Raw genomic sequence first — 13,874 nt, forward strand, 5'->3', positions numbered from 1 at the left:
AAAGGTCTTTGTGAGCTTCTTCGCAAGACTTATGGAGGACCTCGAGGCCGCCCGGTCACATGACCCGGCGGCCCGGGGCTCCTTTGAGAACTTTTTTGCCTACTCCGGCCTGCATGCCATCTGGGCACACCGCGTGACGCACAAATTGTGGCAGCACCCTGAGCTGCGCTTCCCGGCACGGCTCATTTCCCAGCTTGCCCGGTTCTTGACCGGCATCGAGATCCACCCCGGCGCGACCATCGGCCGCAGGTTCTTCATTGACCACGGCATGGGTGTGGTGATCGGCGAGACCGCCGAGATCGGCGAAGACGTCATGATCTACCACGGCGTGACGCTGGGTGGCCGTTCCTTGGCCAAGGTCAAGCGCCACCCCACCATCGGGGATCGGGTCACCATCGGAGCCGGAGCCAAGGTCCTTGGTCCCATCACCATAGGCGCCGACAGTGCGATAGGCGCCAACGCCGTCGTGGTCAAGGACGCACCGCCTGAGTCGATTATCACCGGCGTTCCCGCAACGTGGCGGCACCGTGATGCCAAGAGCGAAACGAAACCCGCCGTCGACCCCGCCGAGTACTACATCGAGTACCGGATCTAGCCGGAAAAGCGTTTGTAGGCGTTCCAAATGACGGTGTCGAAGGCCCGGTCGGGAAGCACCTTCCGCAAGGCCAGAATGGTCCAGGCTCCCCTGCCCACCGGGTAGCGGGTCCTGGGCCTTCGCGAAGTCGCCGCATGGACTATGGCGCCCGCCACGGTACGCGGGTGCGTCGAAAGAGCGGTTCCCGACGTCGATGCCAGGGCGGCCGCTACGATCCTGGCCTGCTCGCGATACGGTCCGTGTCCCGAGACCGTCAGCAGGCTCTCCCCGGCGATGGTTCCCCATTCCGTGTCCGTGCCGGCGGGCTCGATGATTGCCACGTCGATGCCATGGGGCTTCAGTTCCAGGCGGAGCGAGTCGCTGAGGCCCTCGACGGCGAATTTGGTTCCGTGGTACCAGGCACCCAGTGGCTCATACATTTTGCCGCCGATCGAGGAAACGTTGATGATCCTGCCGGAAGCCGCAGCACGCATCACGGGAATCACCAGCTGGGACATCCGGGCGAGACCGAAGACGTTGACCTCGAACTGGCGCCGGCCCTCATCCAGCGGAACCTCTTCCAAAGAACCGTAGGACCCGTATCCGGCATTGTTGACAAGTACGTCGATCCGCCCCTGCTCCCCCAGGACAAGCTCCACCGCGGCCTTCATCGAGTCATCCTCGTTGACGTTCAGGGACAACACCTTGATTCCGTGGGCTTTGAGCGGCTCCATCTTCTCGACCCGCCGCGCCCCCGCGTACACGACCATTCCTGCCTTGCTGAGCTTGATGGCGGCTTCGAAACCGATTCCGGTTGACGCACCTGTGACAAATGCGACGCGTTGCGGCATGGACTGCTCCTCGTGTTACGGGTGGTGTTTTCCTTCAGGACGTGCCTACGGCAAAGGCCGGCGCCTCCACAGTAACGCGGAAGTGCCGGCCTTTGACTTGAACTGAAAGGGCAGAAGGGTCAGTCTGGGCCCACGTGGCTTGGAGTCGACACGAAAGGGCCTGCCCAAGAGTGGGGCAGCAGGGTCCCTAGTGGGTGTCGACTGCGGAGATCTCGGACTTGTCTTCGCCCCAGAGGGTGTGGAAGGTTCCCTCGGCGTCGACGCGGCCGTAGGTGTGCGCGCCGAAGAGGTCGCGCTGTCCCTGGATGACCGCTGCGGCGAGGCGCTTGCGGCGAAGTCCGTCGTAGTAGGCCAGCGAAGAGGAGAACACCGGAACCGGGATGCCCAGCTGGACGGCCGTGGCCACCACGCGGCGCCAGGCCGGCAGCGCACCGGCGATCGCCTTGGTGAAGGCCGGGGCGAACAGCAGGTTGGCCGGCTTCTCCTCGGCGGCGTAGGCGTTGGTGATTTCCTTGAGCAGCTCGGCGCGGATGATGCAGCCGCCGCGCCACAGCGAGGCGATTTCATCGAGCTTGAGGTCCCAGCCGTATTCCTTCGCGGCCGAGGTCAGCATGTCCAGGCCCTGGGCGTAGGAAACCAGCTTGGAAGCGTAGAGAGCCTGGCGGACGTCCTCGACGAAGTTTTCGGGGACCTCGACGGCGATTTCCTCGCCGGCGAGCAGCTCCTGGCCGAGCTTGCGCTGTTCCGCCTGGGAAGACAGGGCCCGGGCGAAGACGGACTCCGCGATGCCCGACACCGGGGAGCCAAGCTCAAGGGCGGAGATGACCGTCCAACGGCCGGTGCCCTTCTGCCCGGCAGCATCGACCACGACATCGACGAACGGCTTGCCCGTCTTGGCATCGACGTGGCCCAGGACCTCTGCGGAGATTTCGATCAGGAAGGAAGCCAGTTCGCCCTTGTTCCATTCGGCGAAGATCCTGGACTGCTCGGCCGGTTCGATACCGGCGCCGGAACGCAGGAGATCGAAGGCTTCACCGATGACCTGCATGTCGGCGTATTCGATGCCATTGTGGACCATCTTGACGAAGTGTCCTGCGCCGTCGGTGCCGATCCACGCGCAGCAGGGCTGGCCGTCAACCTTGGCGGAGATCTTTTCGAGCAGCGGGCCCAGGGCCTCGTAGGACTCCTTGGAACCACCGGGCATGATGGAGGGCCCGTTGAGGGCGCCCTCTTCGCCGCCGGAAACGCCGACGCCCACGAAGTGCAGGTCCTTCCCGGCCAGCGCGGCTTCCCGGCGGCGGGTGTCCTCGTAGTGCGAGTTGCCGGCGTCGATCACGATGTCACCGGGCTCCAGCAAGGGAACGAGCTGGTCGATGACGGCGTCAACCGGCTTGCCGGCCTTCACCATGATCAGGACGCGGCGGGGCTTCTCGAGGGAGTCCACGAGTTCCTGGAGGGTTTCCGTGCGGATGAAGTCGCCGTCCGTGCCGTGCTTGGCCAGCAGGGCGTCGGTCTTCTCCACGGAGCGGTTGTGCAGGGCAACGGTGAAGCCGTTGCGGGCCAGGTTGCGGGCCAGATTGGCGCCCATCACCGCGAGGCCGGTGACACCGATGTGTGCTGACATCAAAACTCCAATTCATTCTTGTGCATCGAGTCCTGCTAGGAGCGAGGAAACGCTTTCTAGAGCAGTAGCTGGAATAAACCATACGTATTCGGACCACGTCTGGGAAAGTTGCGCCCACGTTTTGGAAACGTCCGCGTCACAAAAGAGTCTATGTTGCGAGCTCGCACTCTGAGGAGTTCACCGGCGCCCGGGCTTCCGGTGGCGGGGTGGTCAACGCCACTATGCTTACGACTATGTCAACCAGTCTCCACTACCGCGCTGTCGAGCACCTGGGTACCCGGATCGTCGGCGGTAAGCTTCCCACCGGTCACGTCATGTTGGCTGAGCACCTTGAGGAGGAGCTCAAAGTGTCGCGGTCGGTGGTCCGTGAGGCCGTCAGGGTACTGCAGTCTCTGGGACTGGTGGAAACCATCAAGCGTGTTGGCATCCGGGTCCTCCCCGCACACCGCTGGAATCCCTTCGATCCGCTTGTCATCCGCTGGCGGCTGGCCGGAGAAGGCCGTGGCGCACAGTTGCGCTCCCTCGCCGAACTCCGCTCCGCCGTCGAGCCCGTAGCCGCGGAACTGGCCGCGGAAAACGCTCCGGAGTCCCTGCGAAGCGAGCTGGTGGACATCTCCCTGGCCATGCGGGAAGCCGGCCGTGCGGGCGACATGCCCACCTTCCTGGACCTCGATATCCGCTTTCACGCGCTGGTCCTCTCCGGTTCCGGCAATGAAATGTTCGCAAACCTGATCGGGCAGGTCACGGAGACACTCACCGGCCGGACAGTTCACGGGCTCATGCCGGAACATCCGAAGGAAGCTGCCCTGCAATGGCACCTGGATGTAGCCCAGGGCATCAGGGACGGCGACGGCGACAAGGCCCGCGAGGCCTCCTCCAACATCATGCGGGAGACCATCGCGGACCTGTCGCCGGGCTGGGAAGGCCAGCCCCGGGTATTTGTTCCAGTCGAGCGGCCGGGAGGTTAGGCCACCGGCTGGAAGTTCAGCAGGACCTTCCCGGATTCGGCCGAGTTCCTGGCGACCTCGAAGGCCTCGAGGCCGCGGTCCAGCGTGAATTCGTGGGTCACCACCGGATCCACGTAGAGCGAACCGTCCGCGAGCGCCGCAATGACCTCGTCGATCTCATCGTTGAACCGGAAGGAACCGAGCAGTTCGAGCTCGCGGGTGATGGCCAGCGAAATGAAGACCGGCTGCGGTCCCGAGGGCAGCAGCCCGACCATGACCACCTTCCCGCCGCGTACTGCGCCCTTGATGGCCGACGCCAGTCCGAAGTGGCTGCCGGAGGACTCGATGACGACGTCGGCTTCCACTGACGCAATTGCCTCGGCGTCATCGCCCTTGAGGACTTCGTCTGCGCCCACTGCACGCGCGATCTCAAGAGGCTTGTCGTGCATGTCGACGGCCACGATCCGGGTTGCCCCGGCGCGCTTGAGGACAGCTACCGCCAGCGCGCCGATCGGACCGCTTCCGATCACCAACGCCGTCTTTCCGGCCACGTCCCCTGCGCGGGATACGGCGTGCCAGGCAACGCTGGCCGGCTCCACAAGTGCCGCCGTGCGCAAGTCCAGCGTGGCCGGAAGGGCCCGGAGCATGCGGGACGGCAAGGTGGCATAGCGGCTGAAGGCGCCGTCCGTGTGCGGGTACCGCGCTGCACTCCCCAGGTAGGTGCACCCGGGAGAAAGGTTGGGCCGATCTTCCGGATACTTGGCGGCACCCGGAGCGGGGGTTGCCGGATGAACTGCGACGGCGGTTCCGGCTGCCGGGCCGCTGCCATCGGCAGCCTGCTGGACAACGGTGCCGACGATTTCGTGACCGAGCACCATGGGAGCCTTGAGGATCGATTCCCCCGCCGCGCCATGGAGCCAGTAGTGCAGGTCCGAGCCGCAGATGCCACCGTAAGCGATCTCGACGACAGCCTGGTCAGGGGTGGGAACCACGAGGGCTATGTCCTCAATGCGAAGGTCGCCGGCGGCGTGGGCCACAACCGCGGGTGAAGACTGGGGAAGCTGAAAATCGCTCATTAGACGACCACCGTCATTCCGCCGTCGACGAAGATCGTCTGGCCGTTGACGAAGTTCGAAGCCTCGGAGGCAAGCCAGACCGCCGGACCGGCGAGATCCGCCACGGTGCCCCATCGGTGGGCCGGCGTCCGGCCCAGGATCCAGGAGTTGAAGTCGGGATCGTCCACGAGGTTCTGGGTCATCTCAGTGTGGATGTAGCCCGGGGCGATGCCGTTGATCTGAAGGCCGGAGGCCGCCCATTCGGCGGTCATGGCGCGGGTCAGGTTGCGCAGTCCACCCTTGGCGGCGACATAGGGGGCGATAGTGGGGCGCGCCAGGTCAGTCTGCACGGAGCAGATGTTGATGATCTTGCCGCGGCCCCGGGGGATCATGTGGCGGGCGGCTTCACGTCCGACGAGGAAGGCGCTTGTCAGGTCGGTGGTGATGACCCGGTCCCAGTCCTTCACATCCAGGTCCAGCATCGGGACGCGGTGCTGGATTCCCGCATTGTTGACGAGGATATCGAGGGGGCCGACGTTCTCCTCGACCCAGGCAACGCCGCGGGCGGCCTCAGTATCGCTGGTGACGTCAAACGCACAGCTGTGGATGCGACCGGGTCCGAAGTCCGCCGCCAAGGCGGCTTCCGCGTCCTTGAGCCGCTCCGCGTTGATGCCGTTGAGGACAACGGTGGCACCGGCGTCGGCCAATCCGCGGGCCAGCGCGTTGCCGATGCCGCGGCTGGATCCGGTAACGAGCGCAACGCGCCCGGTGAGATCAAAGAGTCCACTCATGGTTGTTTCCTTACTTAGTTCAAAGGGCTTAGGGAAGAGTCACTCAGGTTGGCGATGGCCTGGCGGACAACTGCGAGGTCCTGGTCGCCGAGGCCCTGATCAATCAGTTCGCGGTAGAGTTCGACGCCGGCAGTCGCCATCGGGACGGCGACACCGGCCGCTTCGGCGCTTTCGAGCACGAACTTGAGGTCCTTGTGCATGAACTTCGCGGGACCTGTGGGCGCGTAATCCTTGGCTGCCAGGCGTGGGCCGACAATCTCGAGGACCCGGCTTCCGGCGAGTCCGCCGGCAAGGACGTCGAAGAGGGCAGAAGCATCCATGCCCGAGCGTTCGGCGAGTTCGGCGGCTTCCGCGAGCGCCGCCGTCGTGGTCCCGACGATCAGCTGGTTGCAGGCCTTCGCCAGCGAACCGGCACCCAGGTTGCCCATGCGGCGGACGGTGGTGCCCATGGATTGGAGCATGGGAAGCGAGCGCTCGAAATCTTCTTCGCTGGCTCCCCCCATGATGGCCAGCGTGCCGTCCTGCGCACCTTTGGTGCCCCCGCTGACCGGGGCATCGATGACGACGGCGTTCCCGCCACTTGCGCTATGGACCGTCCGGCCGAATTCCTGCACGGCGGTCGGGGACACGCTGCTCATGACAACAACTGTGGTTCCAGGGAGCGGGCCGGCCGAACGCCAGGAGTCGAGCAACGGCGCGGCTGCGTCTCGGATATACGAGAGATCCGGAAGCATGAAAATGATGACGGCTTGGTCCCGGAGCCCGGCAACCGATTCCGAACGTCGCCCGCCGAGCTTCTCCAATTCGGCCAGTGCCTCGGCCGAACGGTTCCAAGCGGTCACTTCCCAGCCGCCGGCAAGTAGATTGGCGGCCATGGGGAAACCCATGAGCCCGAGTCCCACAAAACCTACAGTCCTGGCAGTCATGTCCCGTTTGCACCTCACTTCTTTGTGGTTCATATTTTCAAAAACTGTTCAATATCCTAGCCGCAATTCAGTATGATGAACACTATGACGACTGATGAACTTACCATCGCGATCGCGGTCCCGCTCGAAGCTGAGCATGTGGAGCGTATCCGCGCAGTAGATCCCGGCATTACTGTCCTTTACGAGCCCGAACTTCTTCCCCCGGAACGCTTTCCGGCCGACCATTCCGGCGATCCGGATTTCAAGCGCACTCCGGAACAAGAGGAGCGCTACTGGTCCATGCTGAACAAGGCACAGGTCCTTTACGGCTTCCCCAATGAGAACCCGGCCGGGCTGGCCCGCATCGCCCAGAGCAACCCGCACCTGCAGTGGATCCACGCCATGGCAGCGGGCGCCGGTGGCGCCGTCAAGGCTTCCGGCCTCGACAGTGAGACTCTGCAGAAGTTCAAGGTGACCACCTCCGCAGGCGTGCATGCCCTTCCGCTTGCCGAGTTTGCCGCCCTGGGCATCCTCAACGGCTTCAAGCGCAGCGCGGAACTCGCGCAGGACCAGGCTGCCAAGGTCTGGCCGGAGTTGCGCACTCCGACCAAACTTGTGAACGGCTCCAAGCTGGTTGTCACGGGTCTCGGCGAAATCGGCCTTGAGACCGCCCGGATCGCCCGCGCACTCGGCATGAAGGTCAGCGGAACCAAGCGGAACGTCGAAGCGATCGAAGGAATCGACGAGGTCGCGGACAACGATGGCCTGGCCGGGCTTCTCGCTTCGGCTGACGCGGTTGTCAACACCCTGCCCGGTACGCCGTACACCGAGAATCTCTTCAACCGCGAGGTTTTCTCGGCAATGAAGCCCGGAACGGTCTTTGTCAACGTTGGCCGTGGAACCGTGGTTGACGAGGAGGCCCTCCTCGAAGCCTTGGAGAACGGCCAGGTGTCCTACGCATGCCTGGACGTCTTCGCCGTCGAGCCGCTGCCCCAGGACAGCCCGCTGTGGAACCACCCCAAGGTCATGGTCTCTCCCCACACTTCGGCACTCAGCGCGGCCGAGAACCGCCTCATTGCCGAGCGTTTCGTCAGCAACCTGCGCACGTTCCTCGACGGCGGGGAGCTCCCCCACCTCGTGGATACGGTGCACTTCTACTAAACCGCCAACAACCAGCGCATTGCTGTGCGGCCCTTCCGGAATTCCGGAGGGGCCGCTTTGCTGTGTTCGCAGCTTTGCCGTGCCAAACCAGGGCTTGTTTGCCATTCCGGCGCAACTAACGCCCGCCTCCAAAACAAGCTCCAGACCACGAACGCGGCGCATCCCCGGGGCGCAACAAAGCGACGGCCCCCCGAATTTCGGAAGGGGCCGCCGCTGCTTGCGTACGTCGGGGTACGGGACTACCTACTTCGCGTCTTCCAGGGAACGGAGGTCGCGGCCGGCCGTTTCCGGGGTGAAGAAGGTGGTGATGTATGAAATCAGCGCCAGGACCAGCGAGTAGACCGCCAGGACCACCCAGGAGTTGCCCGTAGCGGCAAGGAGTGCGACGCCAACGAGGGGCACGAGTCCGCCGGCCAGGACAGCAGACAATTCCCGGCTCAGGGCGACGCCGGTGAAGCGGTACTGCGAGCCGAAGAGCTCGGGCAGAAGCGGGCACTGCGGGCCGAGCATGGACTGCACGCCGAGGGCGATGCCGACCACCATGACAGCCCACACGAGGGTCACGTTGCCGAGGGTCACCAGGTAGAAGGCGGGAATCGCGAAGATTGCCTGGAACAGGGCCCCATAGCGGTAGACCTTGACGCGACCAATTCGGTCGGACAAGGCACCGAAGGTAACCACCATGACGGCGGCAAATCCGGCGGCGATCAGCAGACCGACCGGGCCGATGAACTTGTCGCCAGGGAAGACGCCTTCCTTGACGGACATGAACGAGATGAGCAGTGCCGAGTAGATCGAGGAGTTGCCATTCTCGCCCATGCGGAGGCCGATGCCCACCAGCACATTCTTTTTGGAGTGCTTCCAGAGCTCACCAACGGGGTTCTTCACCACGTTCTTGTGCTTTTCCAGCTCCTGGAACACCGGGGTTTCCTTCAGCCTGAGACGGATGAAGATTGCGACGACGATCAGGATGAAGCTGGCGAGGAAAGGCACACGCCACAGCCAGCCTTCGAGCACGCCCTTGTTGGCCATACCAATCAGCGCGAAGGTGCCGGCGCCGAGGAGGGTTCCGAGTTGGATGCCAACGAAAGGAAGCGAAGCGAAGTAGCCGCGGCGCTTGGGTGGAGCGACTTCGGAGATCAGCGTGGTCGCGCCCGCCTGTTCCGCACCGGCGCCGAGGCCCTGGACAATACGGAGCGTCACCAGGAGGACAGCGCCGAGCATGCCCGCCTGGTCGAACGTCGGCAGCAAGCCGATCGCGAAGCTGGCAAGGCCCATCATGCCAATGGTCATCAGAAGGACCATCTTGCGGCCAAAGCGGTCTCCGATGAATCCGAAGAAGATACCGCCGAAGGGCCGCGCCGCGAATCCGACGCCATAGGTGGCGAACGACGCGATCAATGCGCCGCTCTCACCCAAGGGCTTGAAGAACAGCGGTCCGAAGATCAGGGCCGAAGCCAGGCCATAAATGTAGAAGTCGTAGTACTCCAGGGCGGATCCTACGGAGCTGGCAAGAGTTGCCCTTCGCAGCTGTTCCGGCTCAACTACTGCGTCGTCCATATCAGCAAGCTTTGTCTTAGTACGAGTTGTCACAAGCACTCCCTCAAGAACACTCCAGACCCCCGTTGGCCTGGCGAGATAGTGTCAGCCGCCATGGCGTGAATCACTATAGTGAACAGAGTACAGCACGTTGGACAAGTTTCAAGTGGTGTAATCAGATTTATTTATGACCCCGTCGGGCGGCGGGATCCGTTAGCCCATCGGGTTGCCTAGCGAGTGGGCGAGCTCCTTGAGTTCCTTCACCATCAAGGCAGCCTGCTCCTCGGAAAAAGTGGCCTTCAGGGCTGTCACCGAGAGACCGAGGCTGGGGCCATGTGCCCCGTGGGTAGGCACGGGCACGGCAAGGCAAACCACGCCGAGCGTGGATTCCTCGTCCTCCAGGGCATAGCCCTGCTTTCGGATCGCGGCTACCTGGGCCTTGAGCTCAGCGGCACTCCGGAGGGACTTCGGGGTCATGACAGGGAGCTCCACATCATCCGGGAACATCGCCTCGATGTCATGGTCGTGAAGCTGGGCCAGGAGAACCTTTCCGACGGCGCTCAGGGAAAGCGGCATCTTGTCGCCGATGTTCGACGTGAGCCGGACGGCCGGGTGCCCTTCGTACCGCGCCAGGTAAATGATGTGATCGCCGTCGATCATCGCAATCCGCACTGTTTCGCCGGAGAGCGTGGGTGCCTGCTCGCAGAACTTGTAGAACTCCTGGACTTCATCGAGACGGCTGAGGTAAGCCGCGCCAAGTTCAACCAGCTTCCGGCCAAGTGAAAAGTCAGCACCTTCGCGCGTGATAAGCCGGGCTTCTTCAAGAGCCATCAGCAGGTTTGACGTGGAAGACTTCGGAATCCCGAGCTCCCTCGAAAGATCACTGAGTGTCAGCCGGCCCGAAGGTGCCTCCGCCAAGGCATCCAGGACCGCGGCTGCGCGGGTCACGGCAGGCGCCGGCGAGGAGCTCCCCAATCCCTCGGAGGAACGGGGGGTGCGGGAATCAGCCATGATTCTCCTTCGCAATCGTGCGTCTGGCGCAGAGTGGGCGCGTGCCAGGCAGAAACGCTACCCAGGGGCAGCGGAACTCCGATCCGCGGCAATCACGCTTGTTCAATCCACTGAACAACCACCATCATAGTGGCTTGGTGTCGGGATGAGACGCGCCGGACGGAGATTGGCTTCCTTTCCATATCCAGAAATTCTCTGTATATTCATCTATGAGCTCTCCACCGCGGCATCCCCCAATAGTCGCGGTGGAGAGCTCTTCCAATTCCCCGGCTCGGATCAGGTAGGACGCTAGCCCTGCTGCCGCCAAGGAGTGAGCCGTGGCAGCCAGCGCGGAACGTTGGCACGGTAGTCCTCATACTCGGCGCCGAACCTCCTTGCCAGCGTCGGCTCCTCATACAACCTGACGAAAGCCACCACGGGAATTGCGCCCAGCGCGGCCAGGCCAAAAAGCTTCGGCTGTCCCAGCAGGAGGCCCTGTCCGGTGATCGCGGCGCCAATGCCCACGTAGATGGGGTTCCTCACGAACTGGTAGAAACCGCTGACCACGAGGTTCTTCGGCGGCGCAAAGGGTGCCGGCGTGCCTAATCCTTCCAGGGCGAACCGCGCAAACGAATTGGTGATCACGGCCGCGCCCGCGCCGATCAGCAGAACACCTGCGCACTGGGCCGGCAGTCCGCCCGGCACGGGCTGGTTCACTTTCCACCGGGTCACCACCCACGGCAACAGACCGGCGGCGGTAGCCGGAGCTGCGGCGAACACCGCCGTACCTATTTTCGCCAGCCTCTTGTCACGCGCTGCATCTCCGGATGCCGTCATGCTGCCATTCTGAACCGCCTGACGGTCGGCGGCAACCATCAGGCCACGAACGCATCTGGAACAAAAGAAAAGAGCCCCTGAGCTGCGTTTTCGCAGCTCAGGGGCTCTTCTTTGCTGGTGGGTCCTACCGGGATCGAACCGATGACATCCACGGTGTAAACGTGGCGCTCTACCAGCTGAGCTAAAGACCCAAACACTGATTTCAGCGCCCTCGGCGCGTCAACCAACGAACATGTACTCTACCGGATCAATCGCGTGGAACACCAATCGGCTGCTCGAAAGGCAGCAAGTCGGGAAGCTCAGCCGCAAGCCAGGCCAGCGCGCCGCTGACTCCGGCTTCCACTTTGAGGTTCGCGAACCCGTCGCCGCGGGTCGGTCCACGGTTGATGATCACTACCGGCTTGCCGAGTTTGGCTGCGTGCCGCACGAACCTCAGCCCGCTCATTACGGTCAACGAAGAACCTGCCACCAGCAGGGCCCCGGCTTCGTCCACTATGGAATAGGCGCGCTGCACCCGGTCCCTGGGAACATTTTCACCGAAGTACACGAAGTCGGGCTTGAGGGTTCCCCCGCAAACGGGACAAACAGCGACGACGAACGACCGGATGAGCTCGGGATCCTCCACCGAGGCGTCCGCGTCGGGTGCCATTTCCACGACGCCGGAAGCCTGCGCGGCTTCGAGGAAGCCGGGATTGATTTCCTCAAGAATCGACGCCACGAGCCGCCGGGTGAAGACGTGTCCCTCGTCAAGGCAAATCACGCGATCGTAGCGGCCGTGCAGGTCCACCACATTGATGCTGCCCGCGTCCTCGTGCAGACGGTCCACGTTCTGCGTGATGAGCCCCGTGATCAGCCCGCGCCGCTCAAGGAGGGCGACGGCGGCGTGTCCGGCATTGGGGTCCGCATGCCGGAGGTGCGACCATCCAAGGTGGTTCCTCGCCCAGTACCGGCGCCGATTGGCGGGGCTTCCGATGAATTCCTGGAAGGTCATCGGATTCCGCGGCGCGGCTCCCGGGCCGCGGTAGTCGGGGATTCCGGAGTCAGTGCTGAGGCCGGCTCCTGTCAAGACAGCAAAACGCTTGCCGCCGAGGATCCCGGCGGCTTGGCGCAGAACGTCCAACTCCCCAGCATCCAACTCAACTGTGGATGTCGGCGGATGGATGGCGAAGCCGGTCATTCCAACGCCGGGCCGTTGGGCGCTCATCTGCGCTAGGCCTGGCCAAGTGCGGACAATGCCTCGCGATATTCCGCTAAGTCGCGTGCCTGGCCGCGCGGATTGACCACGACATAGCGGATGATGCCCGCGGCATCAATGATGAAAGTGCCCCGCAAGGACATACCAGTAGCTGTATCAAATACGCCATACTTTTCGGCTACTTCCCCGTGCGGCCAGAAGTCCGCCAAGAGATCGAACTCGTAGCCTTCCTTGTCCGCGTAAGCCCGCAAAGCGAACTTGCTGTCCACGGACACCCCGAGGACCGTGGCGTTGGCGTGTTCGAAAATACCCAGATTGTCGCGGATCTCGCACAGCTCCCCGGTGCAGATTCCAGAGAAGGCGAAGGGATAGAAGACCACTACCACGTTGCGGCCGCGAAGCTCGGACAGGCGAACCGGCTCCCCAAACTGGTTCACAAGCTCAAAATCCGGGGCTTCCTGGCCCACAACGGGAACTCCCGGGCGCAGTCCGGGAGAGGTCAACCTGGTGTGAGTCACTTGTTCTTCTTGCGCGCTACAAGCCGTGTGGCGCTCCAGTCCTTGGAGACGCCTGCGGAGGTAGTGCAATGCAGGCCAGCGGTGGGAGCAGCGTCCTGAATATCCGAGGGCGAGACGTAGTTGTCGCGGCCCGATTTGGGGGTCAGCACCCAGACCACGCCGCCTTCACCCAAGGTGGTCAGTGAATCAACTAGTGCGTCGACAAGGTCTCCATCACCATCGCGCCACCAGAAAATGACCGCATCAACTACCTCGTGATCGTCTTCGTCAAGCAGCTCGGAACCCGTGAGTTCCTCAATGTCATCACGCAAATCGAAATCGACATCATCGTCGTAACCGAGTTCCTGAATTAGATCCCCATCTTTGAAACCCAATCTTTCCGCCACATTTACCGATGTGGCGGCGTCGGCCTCGCTCACGTTTCCTCCTCTTGAAGTGATTTCGATTACTACAAGCCAACACCCTTTGGGCGTGTGCTTCAAGCCATTGTCCCGCGATCCACCATAATCCGCGCCCCAGCCACGGCTAAAGCCGCGGCCACATTCGGGGCCATAGCCATGACCGCAGCTACAACTGCCTTCGATGTAACAGCTTGAGTGTGACATACAACGCCTTCACGACCGCGCGGCTACGCATCGCGGCTCGTACAAAGCTACAGTGGCCAGTGAAGACTTTGGCTGCAGGGCAACCGCCCGCCGCGAATAGCGCAGCTCGAGCTCAAGAGAACCTGCCCGGCGCACATGACCGGGCTGTTGTAACCGATATGTCGCACACGCCGCGTTCATGACGGGCAGTTACCCTGCCGGACCTGAGGCGACGATGAATGCGCCAAAAGAGAGGTTGGACGTGGCTGCAGGAGAAGAGACCTCACACATCCTTAGCGGGTT

Annotated in this window: 14 protein-coding genes and 1 tRNA gene; 3 read left to right on the forward strand and 12 right to left on the reverse strand. The window is 63.1% G+C overall.

The genetic code is table 11. The annotated features are described in order from the left end of the window. The first annotated feature begins 10 nt into the window (after window positions 1–10). Window positions 11–595 carry a serine O-acetyltransferase EpsC gene (gene epsC, locus QRN59_RS20670; RefSeq protein WP_284984325.1) on the forward strand — a complete coding sequence of 195 codons (585 nt, stop codon included), beginning with the start codon at window positions 11–13 and terminating at the stop codon, window positions 593–595. On the opposite strand, the gene QRN59_RS20675 is transcribed toward epsC, so the two are convergent. Beyond that, entirely contained in the window at window positions 592–1,425 is an 834-nt protein-coding gene (locus tag QRN59_RS20675) for an oxidoreductase (RefSeq protein WP_284984326.1), read from the reverse strand. The genes epsC and QRN59_RS20675 overlap by 4 nt on opposite strands. A 187-nt stretch (window positions 1,426–1,612) precedes the next feature. Next, a complete protein-coding gene (gene gnd, locus QRN59_RS20680; protein ID WP_284984327.1) occupies window positions 1,613–3,049 on the reverse strand; it encodes an NADP-dependent phosphogluconate dehydrogenase in 1,437 nt (478 codons plus the stop codon). A gap of 233 nt (window positions 3,050–3,282) precedes the next feature. On the opposite strand from gnd, the gene QRN59_RS20685 reads away from it, so the two are divergent. Continuing rightward, window positions 3,283–4,017 carry a FadR/GntR family transcriptional regulator gene (locus tag QRN59_RS20685; RefSeq protein WP_284984328.1) on the forward strand — a complete coding sequence of 245 codons (735 nt, stop codon included), beginning with the start codon at window positions 3,283–3,285 and terminating at the stop codon, window positions 4,015–4,017. Here the strand turns inward: QRN59_RS20685 and QRN59_RS20690 are convergent. The 3 genes from QRN59_RS20690 to QRN59_RS20700 are packed head-to-tail and all read right to left on the reverse strand — an operon-like array spanning window position 4,014 to window position 6,768. After that, window positions 4,014–5,072 (reverse strand): L-idonate 5-dehydrogenase, encoded by a 1,059-nt coding sequence (locus QRN59_RS20690; protein WP_284984329.1) that lies wholly within the window; start codon window positions 5,070–5,072, stop codon window positions 4,014–4,016. The genes QRN59_RS20685 and QRN59_RS20690 overlap by 4 nt on opposite strands. Then, window positions 5,072–5,842, reverse strand: coding sequence for an SDR family oxidoreductase (locus tag QRN59_RS20695; RefSeq protein ID WP_284984330.1), 771 nt, complete (start codon window positions 5,840–5,842; stop codon window positions 5,072–5,074). Before QRN59_RS20695 ends, QRN59_RS20690 begins: the two co-directional genes overlap by 1 nt. 14 nt (window positions 5,843–5,856) lie before the next feature. Then, the gene (locus tag QRN59_RS20700) at window positions 5,857–6,768 is read right to left on the reverse strand and encodes an NAD(P)-dependent oxidoreductase (protein WP_284984331.1); all 912 of its coding nucleotides are present in this window, start codon (window positions 6,766–6,768) and stop codon (window positions 5,857–5,859) included. 72 nt (window positions 6,769–6,840) lie between these two features. Between QRN59_RS20700 and QRN59_RS20705 the strand changes: the two genes are divergently transcribed. After that, complete coding sequence (locus QRN59_RS20705) at window positions 6,841–7,908, forward strand: D-2-hydroxyacid dehydrogenase (RefSeq protein WP_284984332.1); 1,068 nt, start codon at window positions 6,841–6,843, stop codon at window positions 7,906–7,908. Window positions 7,909–8,151: 243 nt separating this feature from the next. Here QRN59_RS20705 and QRN59_RS20710 read toward each other — a convergent pair whose 3' ends face one another. The 7 genes from QRN59_RS20710 to QRN59_RS20740 form a co-directional block, all read right to left on the reverse strand. Beyond that, on the reverse strand, window positions 8,152–9,468 hold the full coding sequence (locus QRN59_RS20710; RefSeq protein WP_284984333.1) for an MFS transporter: 1,317 nt from the start codon (window positions 9,466–9,468) through the stop codon (window positions 8,152–8,154). Window positions 9,469–9,660: 192 nt separating this feature from the next. Beyond that, complete coding sequence (locus tag QRN59_RS20715; protein ID WP_284984334.1) at window positions 9,661–10,458, reverse strand: IclR family transcriptional regulator; 798 nt, start codon at window positions 10,456–10,458, stop codon at window positions 9,661–9,663. Window positions 10,459–10,746: 288 nt separating this feature from the next. Next, window positions 10,747–11,274: a methyltransferase family protein gene (locus QRN59_RS20720; protein WP_284984335.1), complete on the reverse strand. Its 528-nt coding sequence runs from the start codon at window positions 11,272–11,274 to the stop codon at window positions 10,747–10,749. A 115-nt stretch (window positions 11,275–11,389) separates the two neighbouring features. Further along, window positions 11,390–11,465 (reverse strand) — tRNA-Val (locus QRN59_RS20725). A 56-nt stretch (window positions 11,466–11,521) separates the two neighbouring features. Beyond that, on the reverse strand, window positions 11,522–12,478 hold the full coding sequence (locus QRN59_RS20730) for a Sir2 family NAD-dependent protein deacetylase (protein WP_284984336.1): 957 nt from the start codon (window positions 12,476–12,478) through the stop codon (window positions 11,522–11,524). A gap of 5 nt (window positions 12,479–12,483) precedes the next feature. Further along, window positions 12,484–12,987: a peroxiredoxin gene (locus QRN59_RS20735; RefSeq protein ID WP_502871096.1), complete on the reverse strand. Its 504-nt coding sequence runs from the start codon at window positions 12,985–12,987 to the stop codon at window positions 12,484–12,486. Next, window positions 12,984–13,406 carry a DUF3052 domain-containing protein gene (locus QRN59_RS20740; protein ID WP_059387755.1) on the reverse strand — a complete coding sequence of 141 codons (423 nt, stop codon included), beginning with the start codon at window positions 13,404–13,406 and terminating at the stop codon, window positions 12,984–12,986. The genes QRN59_RS20735 and QRN59_RS20740 overlap by 4 nt, the downstream gene beginning before the upstream one ends. Window positions 13,407–13,874 lie beyond the last annotated feature (468 nt).

The organism is Arthrobacter sp. efr-133-TYG-118 (assembly GCF_030209755.1).
GTDB lineage: Bacteria > Actinomycetota > Actinomycetes > Actinomycetales > Micrococcaceae > Arthrobacter.